This window comes from Ruminococcus sp., assembly GCF_017650195.1.
Taxonomy (GTDB): domain Bacteria; phylum Bacillota; class Clostridia; order Oscillospirales; family Ruminococcaceae; genus Ruminococcus.
The window spans coordinates 1-16,674 of record NZ_JAGCFH010000189.1 but is presented as its reverse complement, the minus strand read 5'-3'; the positions used below and the strand labels follow the sequence as shown (position 1 = coordinate 16,674).

The window sequence follows — 16,674 nt, the reverse complement described above, 5'->3', positions numbered from 1 at the left end:
GCACAACAGCTTGCGGCTGATGTGAATAATGATGGTATGATAAATGCCGTTGATGCTTCAATTATTCTTTCATACTATGCATATACATCAACTGCAGGTGACAAAGTGCTTTCTTTTGAAGAATACTTAAAAAAATAAAGTTGGAGATATTATAGCTAAGACTTGTACTATTCAAATTTCAGAATTTGTTAAGTAATGAAAGCTAATATGTTTACTTCACAAAAGGAAACTTTGCAAATTATTTATGAAATCAGGGAGATTATTATTGATACTATTTTGATACTATAAAATAAAGCAGATATATAATATTAGTAATCAAAGTAAAATAGGCATCTAAAAATGCCTATTTACACCAAAAATATACCACGGCATTGAGTGAGAATTATTGCGCAGCGGTCGAATTATGCGAGTGTAAACGAAGCAGATTCCGGGAACCGCTAATGACTTACGCATTAGAGCAATATGCAGCATAGAAAAACAAAAAGGAGCTGACCAAGTGCAAGCGGTCAGCTCCTTTTTGTTTACAGAAACTATTTTTTTATGAGATTGCCTTGTCCAGATACTGTATATCCATATCCACATCGCCGGTGATGCCGGGGATATGACCGTAAGCGCTTGCCTGCCAGATAGCGTATTCGCCAGTGTAGTCCGTGGAGTCCACAAAATGAGCGAGCCATACCGGCGCCAGAGCCTTCGTGCGTTCGTTCCAGATATTGCCTAGGAAGTTCTTGCTGCTGTATAGCATGGGAGTATATCCGTGCTTTCTTATCTCATCAGCAAAGGCGGCGTATACGTCGTTTATATCCTGCCTGTTCATGCCGTACTTCTGGAAGTTTGCAAACTCCTCCCAGTCAAAGGCGACAGGCATCTGCAATTTGTGATTGCCCAGCTGTTCGACGATCCAGCGTGCGTGTTCCCGGACACCTTCGATAGTATTGTCGGTGGTATAGAAGTAGACACCTACATCAAGACCTGCGTCTGTGGCTCTTTTCAGGTTTTCCTTGAAATAATCGTCAAGAGTGATCTGGCTGTAGTAATAGCCGACACGTATCATTACGAAGCTGCACCCTGCGTCTCGGACAGCGTTGAAGTCCACATCTGACTGCCATACCGAAACGTCAATGCCGTAGCGTACATTTCCGCCCTCATAGCGCTGTATGAAGTCGCTGTAATTGACACGGGGATTGTTATCGACAGGAGGCGGAAGCTGCTCCACAACGCTTATGGTGAGGTCAAATGATACGGAATTGCCGGAGCTGTCCGTAACAGTTGCGGTAATAGGATAATCTCCGACTTTATCCTTGTCAACTGTACCGGTATATGTGAGAGTAGGGTGTCTGTCAAAATTATCCACAAATCCGACATAGTCATTGAGGTCAAAGTCAGTTCCAACCTTATGGTTAGGTTCCCAGCCGGAGTTTAGAATTGTGGGAGCGATTGTATCCACTACCGAGTATTGCAGCTTCTCTGTGAATTCGCCGCCGTTATAGAGGTAGGGAATATCCACCTCAAAAACACCTGTGTCCGAGGTGTTCAGCATAACGCTTCCGTCCTTGAGCTCCACATTTTTTTCGGTGATGAATGAATCAAGGTTTATCTCGTCGTATACCTCTGCACATTCCATTCCTTTGAGGACAAGGTCGGTGGGGGGATCAACTTTTTTTGTAGTGGTCACAGTGGTCGTGGTCGCCTTTGTGGTAGTAGCTGTTGTCGTTGATGATGCCGAGACAGTGGAAGTGACAGCTGTATTATCGTTATCGCTTGTCTTTGCGTTTTTTCCGCCGCAGGCTGTAAGCACGCAGGCTGCCGCTAAAACTGGGAAAATATATTTGAGCTTCATTTTTATACCTTTCATTCTCTGAAAAATTGGTCGATAAATCGAAAAATAAACAGATATATCTTATTTTTGCACTTTTTATGTCAAATATGCTCGAAAAGACCATTTATAAGTATAACATATAATTAATAAAATAGCAAGGTCACCGGAGAAAAAAACTTGACTTTTGAGGGATACCGTGGTAGTATTAAAGCACAAGGCGAATATTCGAAAGGGAAATGATACTCCCGAAGTTACGGATGCCGCAGAGTAATCTGCGGTCTTTGTTTTTTCTCGATTTGAAACTGAAAGGAGCAGCTTTATGATAATTGATTCACATTTGCATCTTCCCGTCGATCCCCCGGACTTCCCTGCAAAAAAGCAGGCTCTGCTCGGTGAAATGAAAAGGAACGGCGTTGACAGGGGGATAGTTATCGCGGATTCCGAGCCTGAAAGCGTTATTGGTTCCGTAAGGGACTGCGCTGAGCTTTTCAGGGGCGACGCTGTAATTAAAGTCATTGCAGGGATAAGTCCGCTTATAAACTTTGAGGAGCAGCTGTGCTATTGCAGGAAGCTTCTTGAAAACGGAGATATCATCGGTATGAAGCTCTATACGGGACATGAGCCTTTTTACTGTATTGAAAGCTCACTGCTTCCTGTGTATGACCTTGCTGCTGAGTTCAGAGTTCCCGTGCTTTTCCATACGGGCTGGGACAATAATCAGTATGCAGCTCCTGAAAAGATGCGAAAGCTTGGGGCAAAACGCAGAGAAAATACTTTTATTTACTGTCACTGCTTTTATCCTGATACAGAGAATTGCTTTGAAGTACTGAGAGAATGCGAAAACGTATACTTTGATACCTCGTCTTTAGCTGATGACGCGGATAAATGGGGACAGATAAGGAAGTCTCTGGAGAAGGCGATAAGAGAAATGCCCGGGCGTTTCATCTTCGGTTCGGATTTCGGCAGCTGTTCACAGTCCGAGCATCTGCGCTTTGCGGAGAGCCTTGACATAACAGCTGAACAGCGCGAGCTTTTCATGCATGGCAATGCCGAAAATGTGTACAAGCTGTAAAATATCGTAAACAGTTGATTCTCTGCGGTTTTTGTGGTATAATAATGTTGATTTCAGGAACGGTATCCTGCTGCGATTGGTGGTGACTTCAGTGAGTTATGTATGTAAGATGTGCGGAAAGCTCCTTCCGGATACGGAGGGAAGCGGTATATGCGAATGCGAGTTCTGCGGCTCCCGTCAGACTGTTCCGAAAAAATACAGGGAGAAGTATGCCGAGATATACAACAGAGCCTGCGGACTGCGATTCAAGACCGATTTTGAGGGCGCTGAAAAACTTTTTTCACAGCTCTGTGTTGAGTTCCCCGACGAGCCCGAGGGTTACTGGGAAAAGGTACTTTGCCGTTGTGGTATACTTTATGAAGACGAGCCACTTTCTGGGCTTAAGGTGCCTGTATGTCATCGCCCCTACGGCATTGAGCTCACTGATGATAAGGACTGCTGTACGGCGCTGAGCCTTGCGGATACTGAGCAGAGTGCAGTTTACCGCCGTGAGGCATTTGCACTTGAAATGCTCAGACGTGATATGCTCGAACGCGTAGGCACAGGAGAGAAGTACGATGTTTATATGTGCTGCCGTGCTGATGGAGATCAGGGTGAAATGACGGAGGACGGCATTATTGCCGAAGAGATATACCGTCAGCTCTCGCAGGAGGGTATGCGTGTGTTCTATGCTCCGGAAACTCTCGGAAATGTCCCTGAAAAGGATTCCGAGAGCTATATAAACGCTGCAATAGGTTGTTCGCCGGTAATGCTTGTTGTAAGCGCAGAGCCAGGTAGTTTTGCTTCGCCACGATTCAAGAGCGAGTGGGGGAGATGCGCGTCTGCTGCAAAGCGTAGCAGCGAAAAGCTCATTGTCGTGTGCATTAAGGATATGGACAGGGGAGAGGTGCCGGCTGAGCTGTCTGAGAATATGATAGTGGATGTTTCTGGTATGAGCTTCTTGACGGAACTTATAAGATCTGTAAGACGTCATATAGGAGGAGATAACGACGGCTTTGCTGAACACAGTGCGGCTGGGCGTTCCACACCTGAAAAGTTGATACGCAGAATGAATATATTCCTCGCTGACGAGGATTTTGAAGCAGCCGAGGAGTACAGCGATATGATACTTGACGCTGCCCCAGAATGCTGGCAGGCTCATTACGCGAAATTTCTTGCCTTCAATGGCTGCCGTAGTGGAAACGATCTTCTCCTTGAGGAAGTCGTCAGGAGCTTTGCTGATGATTATATACTTAGATACGGTTACGATTTCAACGATAATGACGCTTTTGAGAAGCAGTTCGTCGGCATGCTTGGAGACTCCCTGAGCAAGGCTGTGGAGTATTCTGATGGCGACGACAGGCTCATGATAACTACAGTCTATGAGCGGTTCCTGAGTGCGGTCAGAGATGCTGTCTTTGCAAGGGAGCAGGAAAAGATAGACGACGAGGAAAAACAGGAGCTTGATGAGATTCGCCGCCGCCATGAGAAGGAGGAGAACGAGCGGCAGGCTGATTCGCGTAAAAGACTTATGATAAGGAAACGTTTCCTTACGTATATGGGCATTGCTGCCGGAGTTTTGACTATATTTGCGCTTGCCTACAAATCAAAGCTTGCCATAGCTGGGATAATATTGTCAGCGCTGATGACACTTTTGGTTCTTGCAGGACTTGCAGATAAAAACGAAAAGCGCCCCAGATGAGCGCGTTCCTGAACTGTATCACGTGATATCCCTGATACTAACCGGAAGCGCTTCGGGGCGCTTTATTATTTTCCCTCTGCCTGCTTGAACTGCAAAGGGGTAAGTCCGTAGATACTGCCAAACAGCTTCACGAAGTAGGAGGTATTATCGTAACCAACCCGTATTCCGACTTCCTTTACAGAGAGGTCGGTAGTTTTCAGGAGCTCAGCTGCTTTGTTCAGACGGCTCGAGATAACATCCTTGTTTACGCTCACGCCGAAGGTTTCGGTGTAAAGGTGCTGAAAGCGCGAGCGGCTCAGGGAAAGCTCCTTAGCCATGTCGTCTATTGAGTAGTTTCTGCTTGGCCAGCGATATATTGATTGCCTTATCCACAGGAGCTTCTCGAAGTACAACCCCTCCGGACGTTCGTGCTGATCCTCCTTTTTTCTCAGCTTTTCCGAGAGTTTAAGGATAAGCAACTGAAAATAAAGGTCTATCGATTGCTGTCTGAACGGGTTAGAGGAATAGTGCTCGAAACACATACTTCTGACCATTGCGGACATATCGGTGATATCAGCGATATTGACTGGACGGTTAAAGGGAATATCAAGCTCCTCCATAAGCTTCTGTTCTTTTTCGTCAGGGAAAAAGTGCATCCAGTCGTCAAAGTATTCATTTGTGGCAGGATAGTAATACTGCGGGGTGTATGGCGTGTAGATTATAAAAGAGTGGGCGGAGGTGCGTATTTCCTTGCCGTCCACGCGGAAGTGTGCAGGCGTTTTCACAATGAGCATGAGCCAGCTATTCATGCCGTTGGGACGATCTATGCAGAAATTGTGGTCGTGTCTGTGATTGTAGCCGATTTCATCCATTTTCAAGAGCTTCACCGTCCATGTATTTGCTATAGAATAATTATTATCTGCTTTGACTTTTACAGCAAAAGCAAATTTATGTCAATCAGAGTGATGTGCATATTCCTGAAAAAATAAAGGAAGTGCGTTCACTAAGCATAGTTCAAGTCAATAACCGCCTTTCGGCGGTTATTTGAGATATATTAATTATAACACATGGATCTGGCGGTGTCAATAAGTTACAGCACAAAAGTGATATCTAGACTTATACCTGTTCTAAGCTCTAAGGCCACATTTTAGAAATGAGTATGGCTTATGGGAATGCTTTGAGAGAAATATGAACAAAATGTAAACTTTTCTTTGCATGATAGACTTGTATTTTCATAAGTGATATAATTAACTATGTAAAAGGGCTCGTAGCTCAGTTGGGAGAGCGCTGCGTTCGCAACGCAGAGGCCGAGGGTTCGATCCCCTTCGGGTCCACCATAAGGAATTTGTCTCTAAGTTCTGACATGTGATATCGGAGCATCTGTTATGAGTGTTATTAGCATTATTGAATGTATAATTTATCTTTACAAATCTGATGAGGAATTTCAGGCTACTTATGTTGATAACTACAATGGTTGGTTCTGATAGGGTATGAATGTGAAAAATGAATTTATAGCAATGGCTGCATGATAAAAATGTCATGCAGCCATTAATTTTTAGAAAATTGTATAAATAGCATGTCGAGAGCAAATGTTCATTACGAGTATATGTTGCTGTTTAGAAAACTATATTGCGCATAAAAACTAACGTCCCACTAAAAGTGTGGCTCGAACTTTCTGTTGAGTTCTGTGTTGTGTAAGATGTACGGAATTAATGACAGTGCCGTAAGCGAAAGTAGATTAAGTCTATTTTTATAAAGTAAGAAGGCCTGCGAACTCCAACGTGGTTGGGGACACAGGCTATGTTCTGGTGCCGGTGGCGGGACTTGAACCCGCACGGTGTTGCCACCAACGGATTTTGAGTCCGTCACGTCTGCCAATTCCATCACACCGGCACATCGTTTAATATTATACCATACAGACAGGCAGTATGTCAAGAGCATAGAATAATTTGGTTAGATAACAATAAAATAATTTGGTTAGATAACATTTTGTGTAGTTATAAAAGAGCCTTATGTTCGCAATTGTATATTATACCATACACTCAAAGCTGGCCAAGACTTATGAGCAAGTGATGTAAATGTCGGTCTTGAAAGTTTTGTGAGTGTGTATCGGTGTAATTGCGCAAACGTATTCATGCTTTAGGGCTACTAATAAGTTATTTTTCAAATAATTCAGGCTGCCTTTTGAGGGCAGCCTGTTGTCATTTATCATAGCGGAAATCGTCCATAAGACGTGTTTCAAACTCCTTTATGGGCAGAGGCCTGTCGAAATAGAAGCCTTGAGCGAGATCGCAGTGGTTGTCCTCAAGGAGCTTAACCTGTTCCTTGGTCTCCACGCCCTCGGCGATACATTCAAGTCCCATTTCACGCCCCATAGCTACAATGTACCGGAACATGACGCTTTTCTGTTCTGGGTTATCCTTTTCGTAATCGGGAAGTAGACTTTTATCGAGTTTTAGTACGTTCCACGGTATCTCCTTGATAAGGTTGAGTGAGGAGTAGCCTATGCCGAAGTCGTCCACAGAGGTAGCTATACCTGCCTCCTGCAATCCCCTTATAGTGCGCTTGAGATCCTTGAACTCTACGTCTGTAGTAGTTTCCGTTAGCTCAATCTCGATATATTCATGGGGAACATTGTGCCTGTCTATGATATCGACGATATGTTTGAGCAAATCCATATCAGAGAGGTGGCGTCGCGATAGATTTACTGAGACCCTTACAGCTCTCATGCCTGTGTCTATCCAGCGACGTATATCACGGCAGACATTGTCAAGCATATAAAAATCGAGTTTGCATATATCTCTGCCCTGTTCAAGGACGGGTATGAACTCCGCTGGAGGCACGAGCCTTTCATTGTGGACCCAGCGGCAGAGAGCCTCTGCGCCGGCAACACTGCGGTCTTTTATATTTACCTTAGGTTGGTAGTAAACGAGAAACTCCTGTTTTTCTATGGATTTCTGGAAGCAAGCGGTAATCTCGTTGTTCTGCTTGCTTCTTGCGAGAAGAGCGTCATCGAAGAAGACTACGTCCTGCTTTGCTGAGCCTTTTGCAAGCTGAAAAGCCATACTTACTCTGTCCATAACGTCTGTTGGGAGTGTGAAGCTGTCCATATCAGGGATAACGTATATTCCTGCGGTGGCGGAAATAAATATACGCTCAGATCTGCTTTCGTCGTAGGTTATGCCTGTTCCGCTTAGAAGCCCGAGTACGTCGTCAAGCTTTTCCTGCTTTATAAGGGCTATGAAGTTATCACCGCCTATACGGCAGACACATTCGTCCTGACAGTCGAGGAGGTTTTCAAACATAGCTATGAATCTTTTCATTACTCTGGTGCCGTTTTCTCTGCCTATCTGCTGATTGACTATAGAGAATCGTTTAAGATTGAAGTATACCGCAGTAAAACGATCAATCATCTCCTCCTTGTAAAGCTTTCTTATCAGCGACATGAAATATCGGTGGTTATGCATATTCAGGTCTCTGTCAAAGAAAGTGAGGCGATGGGTAAGGGTAAGCAACCGCATTTTTCCGGTGAAGGTACTTAGGAGCATAATGAAAAGGTTTATCCTTTTTCTATCGGTATCGTCCCATGGAGCAGTGTCGTTCATTATGAAAACGCGATATACGGCTATCTGCTCATCGGCGGTGATTATTCTTTTGTTTATGTATTCCCCGAGGCAGGGCTCTCCGCAGTTGTAATATCGGTGGACAGTGGCAAGACCGAGGTGTTCGGCGGCTTCGTTCTCGTAAGTAAGCATTTCAACCTTGCCAATCCTGAGAACATGGCACAGATCTGTCATCGCCTCGGCAATTACGTCTGGAGAAGCTGCTTCAATATTCTGCATGAGGACAATGAACTCTTCAAGGGCATAAATGTAATCATTTACGGACATACTACTCACCTCCTAATCTGCTGACTGAAAGCCTTTTATTAAATGGTACTAACATTATAGCACATTGACAGGTGATAATGATTGACATTTTGTGAACCTGGTATTAACATCACAATGCATAGCGATATTGGTTGAAAGATGATGTGCAATATGCATAATGGAAGAGCTCTTGTTTTTGCGAAACTAACAGGCACTATAGAAATAATTAACAAAAACTTCAAATGGATTTCTATGTTTGTGACAACTTAAAAATTCAGTAGATAAAAGTTTTAAAGCAAAAAAGTGTTGACAGCTTCTATAGTGTATGGTATAATTTTTCTGAGATAAAATGCTGTTAAGATACAGTATCAAGGTAATTTCCGGAGGTCGGCATAATGAAAAGGATAAGCGTAAAAACAAGTCAGCCTTACGAGGTGCTAATAGAGCGTGGCGGACTTGCAAAAAGCGGAGGATATATAGCGGAGGTCACAAGGTCGAGAAGGGCTGCGGTGATAACCGACGATATAGTTGAAAAGCTCCATTTAAAGACGGTAAAGGACTCGCTTGAGGCTGCCGGCTTTGAGTGCAGCGTTTTTGTTTTTTCAAACGGAGAGCAGTCCAAGTGTCTTGATAATCTCGGCAGGATATACGATTTTCTCTGCGAGAGCAATATCACCAGATCGGATATCATTATAGCACTCGGAGGCGGAGTTGTTGGCGATATCACAGGATTTGCTGCAGCTTCCTACCTTAGGGGCGTGGATTTCGTGCAGATACCCACTACTCTTCTTGCACAGGTGGATTCCTCTGTTGGTGGTAAGACCGCAATTGATATCTCCGGCGGCAAGAACCTTGTGGGAGCCTTCAAGCAGCCTGCCCTTGTTATATGCGACAGCGACGCTTTGAAAACACTGCCGCATAAAATACTTGCGGAGGGCATGGGTGAGTGCATAAAGTATGGTATGATACGGGACGAAAAGCTATTTGAGCTCATGGAGTCCCACTGCCTCGAAAATGTTGATGAGATAATGGACGAAATGGTATACTCTTGTATCGACATAAAGCGTCAGGTCGTGGAGAACGACGAATTTGACAGAGGAGAGAGGATGCTCCTGAATTTTGGTCATACTCTCGGTCATGCGATAGAGGGCTGGCATAGCTATAAGGACATAGCTCATGGAGAGGGAGTTGCTGCGGGTATGTGTATGATAACTGACAGGCTCGCTCCTCAGTTGTCAGAGAGATTGAAAAAATGCGTAAAGGCTTATAAGTTACCAACAGGCAGTGATATCCCTATGAGCGAACTACTCCCATTCTGTTCAAAGGACAAGAAGAACGAGGCAAATGATATAAACTACATAATATGCAGGGAAGTCGGAAAGGGCGAGATAGTAAAAGTGCCCTTCAGTGAATTCTGCCGTCTTATGGAGGGCTAAAAATGGACATTAGCATAAAACCCTCGGTGCTTCGCGGAAAGCTTAGCGTTCCTGCTTCAAAAAGCTGCGCACACCGTTCAATAATATGTGCTGCGCTTGCAGAGGGAGTTTCACATCTCAGTGGAGTAACCATGTCAAAGGATATCGAAGCTACTATCGGTGCTATGACGGCTCTCGGAGCTGAATTCACAGTTAACGGTGGTGATATCACAGTAAAGGGCAGCGGCGGCATAAAAACGAATAAATGCGTTATCGACTGCAACGAGAGTGGCTCGACGCTCCGTTTTATCATACCCGTTGCGGCAGCTGTGGGCTGTGAAACAGAATTCTTCGGCAGAGGACGCCTTCCTCAGCGCCCGATAGATATATTTATCCGTGAGCTTGGCAAAAACGGCGTTAGTTTTGATTATAATAACACTATGCCATTTTCCGTATCCGGCGGACTTAAAAGTGGAATATTTGAAATAGAGGGGAATGTTTCCTCACAGTTCATAACCGGCCTTCTCTTTGCTCTTCCACTCCTTGAAGGGGATTCTGAGATAGTTCTTACCTCGCATCTTGAATCGCGCCCTTATGTTGATATAACCATAGATACGCTCAGGCGTTTCGGCGTTTTTGCAGAGGAAACAGAGCGCGGCTTCTATGTTAAGGGAGGTCAGAGCTATACTGCAAGAGACGAGAAAATAGAGGGGGATTACTCGCAGGCTGCCTTCTTCTGTGTGGCGAATGCACTCGGCTCAGAGGTGGAGCTTTATAACCTTGACGAAAACAGTGTTCAGGGAGACAAGAAAATCCTTGAAATTATCAACGGAATGTGTTATAATGGCAATATCGGACATTACAGAGCCGACTGCTCAGATATTCCCGACCTTGTGCCAATACTTGCTGTCCTGGGAGCCTTCGGCAGCGGAGAATCTGTTATATATAACGCTAAAAGACTTAAAATAAAAGAGAGCGATCGCCTTGAAAGTACTTCCGCAATGCTCAACGCACTTGGTGGAGACGTTACTGTTACCGATGACGGGCTTATTATCCGCCCCACAAACGTCATGCACGGCGGCACTGTGGAAAGCTTCGGCGATCATAGGATAGTTATGGCTGCTGCTGTTGCTGCGACCCGTATAGACGGAGAAGTCGTTATAAAAGGGGCAGAGGCTGCGGAAAAGTCTTATCCTGCTTTCTTTGACGACTACAAAATGCTCGGAGGTAAGGCTAATGTCATCAGTATGGAATAACAGGATATCAATTTCCATGTTCGGAGAAGCTCACGGTCCTGCAATAGGCGTGACTGTGGACAATCTTCCCGCAGGGGAGTATATCGACGCCGAAGCACTTGCAGACTTTATGGCTAGAAGATACTCTGGCGGAGGTTCTCCTTCTGTTAATTCCATGCCACATATAATGTCCGGTATTTTCAAAGACCGCACTACGGGTTCGCCCTTATGTGCCTTTTTGCAGAATACTGAAACCTCCGCTCCACAGCACGAGGAGCTTGATAATCTTGTACGTCCGGGACACGCCGATTATACAGGCACTCTTAGGTATAAGGGCTTCAACGACGTTCGTGGCGGCGGTCATTTTTCCGACAGACTTACGGCTCCTCTCTGCTTTGCGGGAGCTGTCTGCGCTCAGATACTTGAAAGAAGAGGTATCTATACCGGAGCGCATATACTACAGATACACAATATAAAGGATAATCCCTTTGACCCGGTAAATATTACCCGTGACGGTGTTATCAGCGTGAGAAGCAAAAAGTTCCCTGTTATCAACGACCGCAAGGGCTGGGATATGATAGAGGATATCAACAAGGCTCATGAGGGCGGCGAATCCCTTGGCGGCGTCATTGAATGTGCTGCCGTGAATGTTCCTGCCGGTATCGGTTCTCCTGTTTTTGACGGACTTGAAAATAATATTGCTCAGTTAGTATTTGGTATCCCTGGCGTAAGGGGACTTGAGTTCGGAGCCGGCTTTACTTCTGCTAAAATGGTGGGAAGCCAGAACAATGATGAGTTCTATGTAAACGACCACGGTCACGTTCTCACAAAGACCAATAATCACGGCGGAATAATCGGTGGTATATCCTCCGGTATGCCTATAACACTGAGAGTTGCCATGAAGCCCTCGGAGTATACCGCAGGTCAGCAGGCAGCTGTGAATTACAGGGATATGACCAGCGAGACTGTGAAGAGCGAAAAGCATATCCCCTGCACTGTTCCTGCGGCTGTTCCATGCGTGGAGGCGGCTGTGAATATAGCTTTGCTGTCAAATATGCTGGATTACCCGAATTTCTGTTAAGGTGACAAACTATGGAGGACGAAAATATTATGAAAATGGTTGAGCTTGCCGATACTGAAATAAAGGACGTTCCTACGCTTAATATACTACTCTGCTACCTCCTTTACAAAATAGACCGTCCCGTAAGTTCCGATCAGCTCTACGATATAGCTATTGGTACTGGTATAATAAACTACTTTTACTATCAGGATTCTATAGACTATCTGCTGAAAAACGGTCTTGTGGTTTCAGAGAAGGACGAAAAGGGTAGCGAGTGCTATGTACTCGGTAAAAAGGGCAGGGAGTGCGCAAAACAGCTGAAAAACTATGCGCCCAAGTCCTACAGGGATAAGCTAGTTCTTGCGGCACTGAGATACTTTGCAAGGATAAAGTACGAGAAGGAACTGAAAATAGAGTATGAGCCTGTGGGCAATGGTTACTATATCCATGTAAGGTGTATAGATACCGGTTTTGATTTGATGGATCTCAGACTTTATGCTCCCGATCTTACTCAGGCAAAACTTATTGGGGAGAAGATACTTCTCAATCCAGCGGGTTTCTACGGCAAAGTGATAGAGGTGGCTCTTTCAAATGAGGAGCAACCTTATGACCTCAGCGATAATTGACGACATAAGGAGCTGTTGCGACAGCTCTTTTTTATAATAAGCACTTTTTTACAGATATAATGCATAATTTAACAGGGAGAAAGATATGAAACACGGACTGGTTATGCAGGGCGGCGCTATGCGCGGGCTATTTACCGCTGGCGTTATTGACGTCCTTATGGAAAACAACATAGCATTTGATGCGGCTGTGGGAGTTTCGGCAGGAGCTGCCTTCGGCTGCAATTATAAGTCGCGACAGATACGCAGGGCGATACGATACAATACAAGATTTTGCAGGGACAAGCGCTATTGCAGTGCATGGTCGCTAATAAGGACAGGAGATATGTTTGGTGCGGAGTTCTGTTATCATACCCTGCCGGAAAAGCTTGATATGTTCGATAAAGATGCCTTCAACGCTTCGCCTATGGATTTTTGGGTGGTGTGTACCGATATTACGACAGGTAAGGCGATATACCATAAGTGCGGAGATATCTGCTACGATGAGCTTGAATGGATAAGGGCTTCCGCTTCTTTGCCTTTAGTTGCAAGGGTAGTAGAGGTGGGAGGACACAGGATGCTAGACGGCGGTATAGCCGATGTGCTTCCTCTCAGGTTCATGGAGAGCAGAGGTTGCGAAAGGAACGTGGTGATACTCACTCAGCCTCGTGATTATGTGAAACAGCCGACGAGCATGATGAAGCTCATAAAGGTCAGGTACCGCAAATATCCCGAGCTGATAAAGGCTATAGGCAATTATCATAAGCTCTACAACAGTGAGACAAAGTACATATTCAATGCTGAAAAGGAGGGGAGAGCGTTCGTTATTGCTCCTACGGAGAAGTTACCGGTGGGGCATATTGAGCATGATCCCGATATCATGAGGGAAGCCTATCGTATTGGCAGACGTGTTGCAAATGAAAAGCTTGAATCCCTCAAGAGCTTTCTTGCAGAAGAATAAAATGGTAAGTAATTGGATAATTTGAAACTGTCTGGCGTTTGCGTAATTGCCCGAAACTACAAATACAAACTCTGTCAAGACCGCAATTTATAGCGCTTGTCTTGACAGTATTTGGGTTTACGGTATAATAAGCAATTGCTAACGCCTTATGCACAATAAACCAGCAAGATATTTATATATACGAATTTAAAAGACCTGTTCGGCTGTGAACAGGTCTTTTTTCAGATTTTGGCATATTTTTTCACTCGATCTGATAGTATGAGAGCAAGAACGAGCTTAAGCAGATCAAAGGGTACAAAGGGAATAACGCATATCTTTGCGGCTTTTATGAAGGCCATTGTACTTCCGTTGTCGGAATATCCGTATACGAACCATAATGTTCCGAAAGTATAGCAGACTGCAAGTCCTGCGAGCAGCAGTATTATCTGTACAGCAAGCTTTTTGCCGAGGAGCTTAGTGCCTGCCCAGTATATAAGAGCCATAAGCATAAAGCCGAGGATATAACCGCCTGTAGGTCCAACGAGTACTCCCAAGCCGCCCTTGAAGCCGGTAAATACGGGAAGCCCTATAGCTCCGAGAAGTATGTAGGCTAAACAAGAGAACAGCCCGTCCCTGCCGCCGAGGGTCAGCAGAACGCAGAATACTGCGAAGGTCTGGAGAGTTATGGCAATAGTACCTATAGGTATTGATATCCATGCGCATACGACCGTTACGGCGGTAAAAAGCGCAGTCATTACAAGCTCCTTGGTCGTGAAGCCTTTTTGTGGTATAGTTATATCTAACATTGAAAGCATCTCCTAAATTCTGATAGCTATATTATATCACGTTTTTTATCTGATGTCAACCCTATACCACAAATCCGGGTGACGATGCTCGCATGTTTTTTTGTAATTAATAATATATATGATAATTGCGAAGCTAGCGCCGACGTGTTTGCGTTAGAAAAAAGAAAAGCAACAGTTTATTTCCGAGAGTGTTGCTATTTCTATAATAATATGTTATTCAAGCAAAAGCTTATCGTAAAATCATGTACTCGTATAAAACAACGTAAAATCTGTAAATTTGTCAAGTTAGGATAAAGAGATATTAAGGGATTAAAGGTAACTTTTTGTATCTTACTTGACCATTTTTTGTCCAAATTAAAATAAGACAAGCGAATATATCAAATGCAGCACACTGAAATTATGGATATCAGTGTGCTGCTTATTTCTCAACAAAGACTTTGGGCAAAGCAATATGTAAGATTTGTTTTTCAAGTGTATGAGTGAAAAACTATTAAATAGATGAAAAGCCGTTGTGATTATCTACAGAGGCTTTTGTTATGTTCTCTCGTGTGAGCTTGCGGGACATTCTGATTTCGATGCATTCTGATTGAATTATTCTGTCTTGATTGATGCTGTACCTTATAATCAGAATACTCCGAAAGTTTTAAAATATGATTCATCTGAGAATCCTTGACTATTTCAAGGATTCTTTTTGTCGGCAGAAGTACGACTTACGTCTGCTTTCCCGCCATTATTTTTTTTAATCCTTTTTAATTTTTCCTCTTTATCAATATAGTGCTTTTGAACATTATAGTAGTATTTTGGTGTGCTTTTCAAGCCTCCGATATATTTATAGGAGATTTTCGACCATATCCACTCTGTTTCTCCATAAGCATAAAACGTGAATATCATGATAAATGGTATTGTTATCATCAAGGTCGATAATAAATCATCGGCGAAATTTTTACAAAGGAAATACGCAATGATAATGATCAGCAACTCAAAAAAAGCAAAAATCAGCCCGTAAACCAGCTTGCCCTTGTAACTGAACGGCACATCAGGAGAAGCAAGTTTGCCTGTCTGACCGTTCATGGCCAATGTATATTCTTTTCTTTTGTATTTAACATTCATGAACCATACCGGCACAAGGTAATAGGTCAGCTTCTGATTTCTTATCTTGCTGTATGCATTTACGTCGAAGGAGGCAGGAAATTGTTCTACTCTATCCAGTGCGCCAACTCTTTGTAAACAACAACTTTTTTTTACCTCTTCGTCTGCAAATTCCATTGCGTGCTCCGCTCCTATGGAGTATCTGCTTGCGTAAAAGCCAGTAAGGCAGGATTCGGTAAATTTTACTGAATGATTGAACCAAAAGGGCGCAACAGAATAGAAAACATCCTTTTTTATATCTGTTCCGGGAACAGGGAAATCCGTTACTTTAAAGGAGCGTTTGTTAGAAAGATCTACATATGTGTCACAGACACAGCTGTAAAGCCATACTGGTATATAACATCCGACAATATTATCCGTTATCGAAGGAGCTCTAAAAGCCTTTGGGGCGTATCTTGCGATGGTTTGTCTGTACTTTTCCGCAAATTCTTCAGCTCCGACCCTGAAAGGTATGACCCTGTCAGGACGCAAATCACCGGAAAAATTAGAAGAAATGATCAAGTCATGATTGCAGAAAGGACATCTGGCAGAAGATGAAGTATTCTTGGTTATGATGTTTCCGCCGCATGAGGAACATGTATACTCCACAAGTTCCTCGAGCATATCGGGTTCCCATACATATTTTGTCCTGTCAACCCAGTCAAAGTCGGATTGCTTTTCATCTGTCACTTCATTGAAATGCAAACGTGTATATTCAAGGCTGAAACCATTTGAGCAAAAGGTACATAACATGCGTTGTCTATTGATATCAAAACGCATCGGAGCTCCACAGGATGGACATTTGTACTCCTTTACATCTGCCATGGGAATCACCGTCCCTTTGTAATTATTTATTTCAGATCATGTAAATTAGTGTGTCGTGAAGCAACTGCCACAAAGTAGTTGCTGAGTACACACGAATTATAACATATGAAAACTTCAAAGTCAAGTATATTTGAAACGAGGCAACTTCCGAACGTGAGCTGTTACTTATTATAACACTTCAATAGTTTCAAATGGCGATAATGGTTTTCAACTGATTTTATTGTAAATGGTAAAATAAGAATG

At 43.8% G+C, this 16,674-nt stretch carries 13 protein-coding genes and 2 tRNA genes; 9 read left to right on the top strand and 6 right to left on the bottom strand.

Annotated elements, in window-relative coordinates; genetic code table 11:
- Positions 1 to 138: dockerin type I domain-containing protein (locus J6U00_RS08855; protein WP_296581110.1), on the top strand; the 138-nt coding region annotated here is incomplete at its 5' end.
- 400 nt (positions 139 to 538) lie between these two features.
- On the opposite strand, the gene J6U00_RS08850 is transcribed toward J6U00_RS08855, so the two are convergent.
- Complete coding sequence (locus tag J6U00_RS08850; protein ID WP_296581107.1) at positions 539 to 1,855, bottom strand: GH25 family lysozyme; 1,317 nt, start codon at positions 1,853 to 1,855, stop codon at positions 539 to 541.
- 283 nt (positions 1,856 to 2,138) lie between these two features.
- Between J6U00_RS08850 and J6U00_RS08845 the strand changes: the two genes are divergently transcribed.
- On the top strand, positions 2,139 to 2,891 hold the full coding sequence (locus J6U00_RS08845; protein WP_296581105.1) for an amidohydrolase family protein: 753 nt from the start codon (positions 2,139 to 2,141) through the stop codon (positions 2,889 to 2,891).
- 91 nt (positions 2,892 to 2,982) lie between these two features.
- Positions 2,983 to 4,572 carry a TIR domain-containing protein gene (locus J6U00_RS08840; RefSeq protein ID WP_296581104.1) on the top strand — a complete coding sequence of 530 codons (1,590 nt, stop codon included), beginning with the start codon at positions 2,983 to 2,985 and terminating at the stop codon, positions 4,570 to 4,572.
- 65 nt (positions 4,573 to 4,637) lie between these two features.
- On the opposite strand, the gene J6U00_RS08835 is transcribed toward J6U00_RS08840, so the two are convergent.
- Complete coding sequence (locus tag J6U00_RS08835; protein WP_296581109.1) at positions 4,638 to 5,423, bottom strand: AraC family transcriptional regulator; 786 nt, start codon at positions 5,421 to 5,423, stop codon at positions 4,638 to 4,640.
- 389 nt (positions 5,424 to 5,812) lie between these two features.
- Between J6U00_RS08835 and J6U00_RS08830 the strand changes: the two genes are divergently transcribed.
- Positions 5,813 to 5,888, top strand: a tRNA-Ala gene (locus tag J6U00_RS08830).
- A gap of 469 nt (positions 5,889 to 6,357) precedes the next feature.
- Here J6U00_RS08830 and J6U00_RS08825 read toward each other — a convergent pair.
- A tRNA-Leu gene (locus tag J6U00_RS08825) sits at positions 6,358 to 6,444 on the bottom strand.
- A 308-nt stretch (positions 6,445 to 6,752) separates the two neighbouring features.
- Entirely contained in the window at positions 6,753 to 8,441 is a 1,689-nt protein-coding gene (locus tag J6U00_RS08820) for a GGDEF domain-containing phosphodiesterase (RefSeq protein WP_296581102.1), read from the bottom strand.
- 374 nt (positions 8,442 to 8,815) lie between these two features.
- On the opposite strand from J6U00_RS08820, the gene aroB reads away from it, so the two are divergent.
- The 5 genes from aroB (at position 8,816) to J6U00_RS08795 (ending at position 13,693) form a co-directional block, all read left to right on the top strand.
- Positions 8,816 to 9,856, top strand: coding sequence for a 3-dehydroquinate synthase (aroB, locus tag J6U00_RS08815; protein ID WP_296581100.1), 1,041 nt, complete (start codon positions 8,816 to 8,818; stop codon positions 9,854 to 9,856).
- 2 nt (positions 9,857 to 9,858) lie between these two features.
- A complete protein-coding gene (aroA, locus tag J6U00_RS08810) occupies positions 9,859 to 11,091 on the top strand; it encodes a 3-phosphoshikimate 1-carboxyvinyltransferase (RefSeq protein ID WP_296581098.1) in 1,233 nt (410 codons plus the stop codon).
- Positions 11,072 to 12,151: a chorismate synthase gene (aroC, locus tag J6U00_RS08805; protein WP_296581097.1), complete on the top strand. Its 1,080-nt coding sequence runs from the start codon at positions 11,072 to 11,074 to the stop codon at positions 12,149 to 12,151. Before aroA ends, aroC begins: the two co-directional genes overlap by 20 nt.
- Before the next feature lie 11 nt (positions 12,152 to 12,162).
- Positions 12,163 to 12,756: a DUF4364 family protein gene (locus J6U00_RS08800; protein ID WP_296581095.1), complete on the top strand. Its 594-nt coding sequence runs from the start codon at positions 12,163 to 12,165 to the stop codon at positions 12,754 to 12,756.
- An 85-nt stretch (positions 12,757 to 12,841) separates the two neighbouring features.
- Complete coding sequence (locus J6U00_RS08795) at positions 12,842 to 13,693, top strand: patatin family protein (protein ID WP_296581093.1); 852 nt, start codon at positions 12,842 to 12,844, stop codon at positions 13,691 to 13,693.
- Between the two features lie 221 nt (positions 13,694 to 13,914).
- On the opposite strand, the gene J6U00_RS08790 is transcribed toward J6U00_RS08795, so the two are convergent.
- Together J6U00_RS08790 and J6U00_RS08785 are read right to left on the bottom strand one after the other, a co-directional pair.
- Positions 13,915 to 14,478 (bottom strand): biotin transporter BioY, encoded by a 564-nt coding sequence (locus tag J6U00_RS08790; RefSeq protein WP_296581091.1) that lies wholly within the window; start codon positions 14,476 to 14,478, stop codon positions 13,915 to 13,917.
- A gap of 678 nt (positions 14,479 to 15,156) precedes the next feature.
- On the bottom strand, positions 15,157 to 16,431 hold the full coding sequence (locus tag J6U00_RS08785) for a hypothetical protein (RefSeq protein WP_296581089.1): 1,275 nt from the start codon (positions 16,429 to 16,431) through the stop codon (positions 15,157 to 15,159).
- Positions 16,432 to 16,674 lie beyond the last annotated feature (243 nt).

Excerpts from the sequence above, each read along its gene's own strand:
- J6U00_RS08850 (WP_296581107.1), bottom strand. The coding sequence starts at position 1,855 with ATGAAAGGTATAAAAATGAAGCTCAAATATATTTTCCCAGTTTTAGCG.
- J6U00_RS08845 (WP_296581105.1), top strand. The coding sequence starts at position 2,139 with ATGATAATTGATTCACATTTGCATCTTCCCGTCGATCCCCCGGACTTC.
- J6U00_RS08835 (WP_296581109.1), bottom strand. The coding sequence starts at position 5,423 with ATGGATGAAATCGGCTACAATCACAGACACGACCACAATTTCTGCATA.
- J6U00_RS08820 (WP_296581102.1), bottom strand. The coding sequence starts at position 8,441 with ATGTCCGTAAATGATTACATTTATGCCCTTGAAGAGTTCATTGTCCTC.
- aroB (WP_296581100.1), top strand. The coding sequence starts at position 8,816 with ATGAAAAGGATAAGCGTAAAAACAAGTCAGCCTTACGAGGTGCTAATA.
- aroA (WP_296581098.1), top strand. The coding sequence starts at position 9,859 with ATGGACATTAGCATAAAACCCTCGGTGCTTCGCGGAAAGCTTAGCGTT.
- aroC (WP_296581097.1), top strand. The coding sequence starts at position 11,072 with ATGTCATCAGTATGGAATAACAGGATATCAATTTCCATGTTCGGAGAA.
- J6U00_RS08800 (WP_296581095.1), top strand. The coding sequence starts at position 12,163 with ATGGAGGACGAAAATATTATGAAAATGGTTGAGCTTGCCGATACTGAA.
- J6U00_RS08795 (WP_296581093.1), top strand. The coding sequence starts at position 12,842 with ATGAAACACGGACTGGTTATGCAGGGCGGCGCTATGCGCGGGCTATTT.
- J6U00_RS08790 (WP_296581091.1), bottom strand. The coding sequence starts at position 14,478 with ATGTTAGATATAACTATACCACAAAAAGGCTTCACGACCAAGGAGCTT.
- J6U00_RS08785 (WP_296581089.1), bottom strand. The coding sequence starts at position 16,431 with ATGGCAGATGTAAAGGAGTACAAATGTCCATCCTGTGGAGCTCCGATG.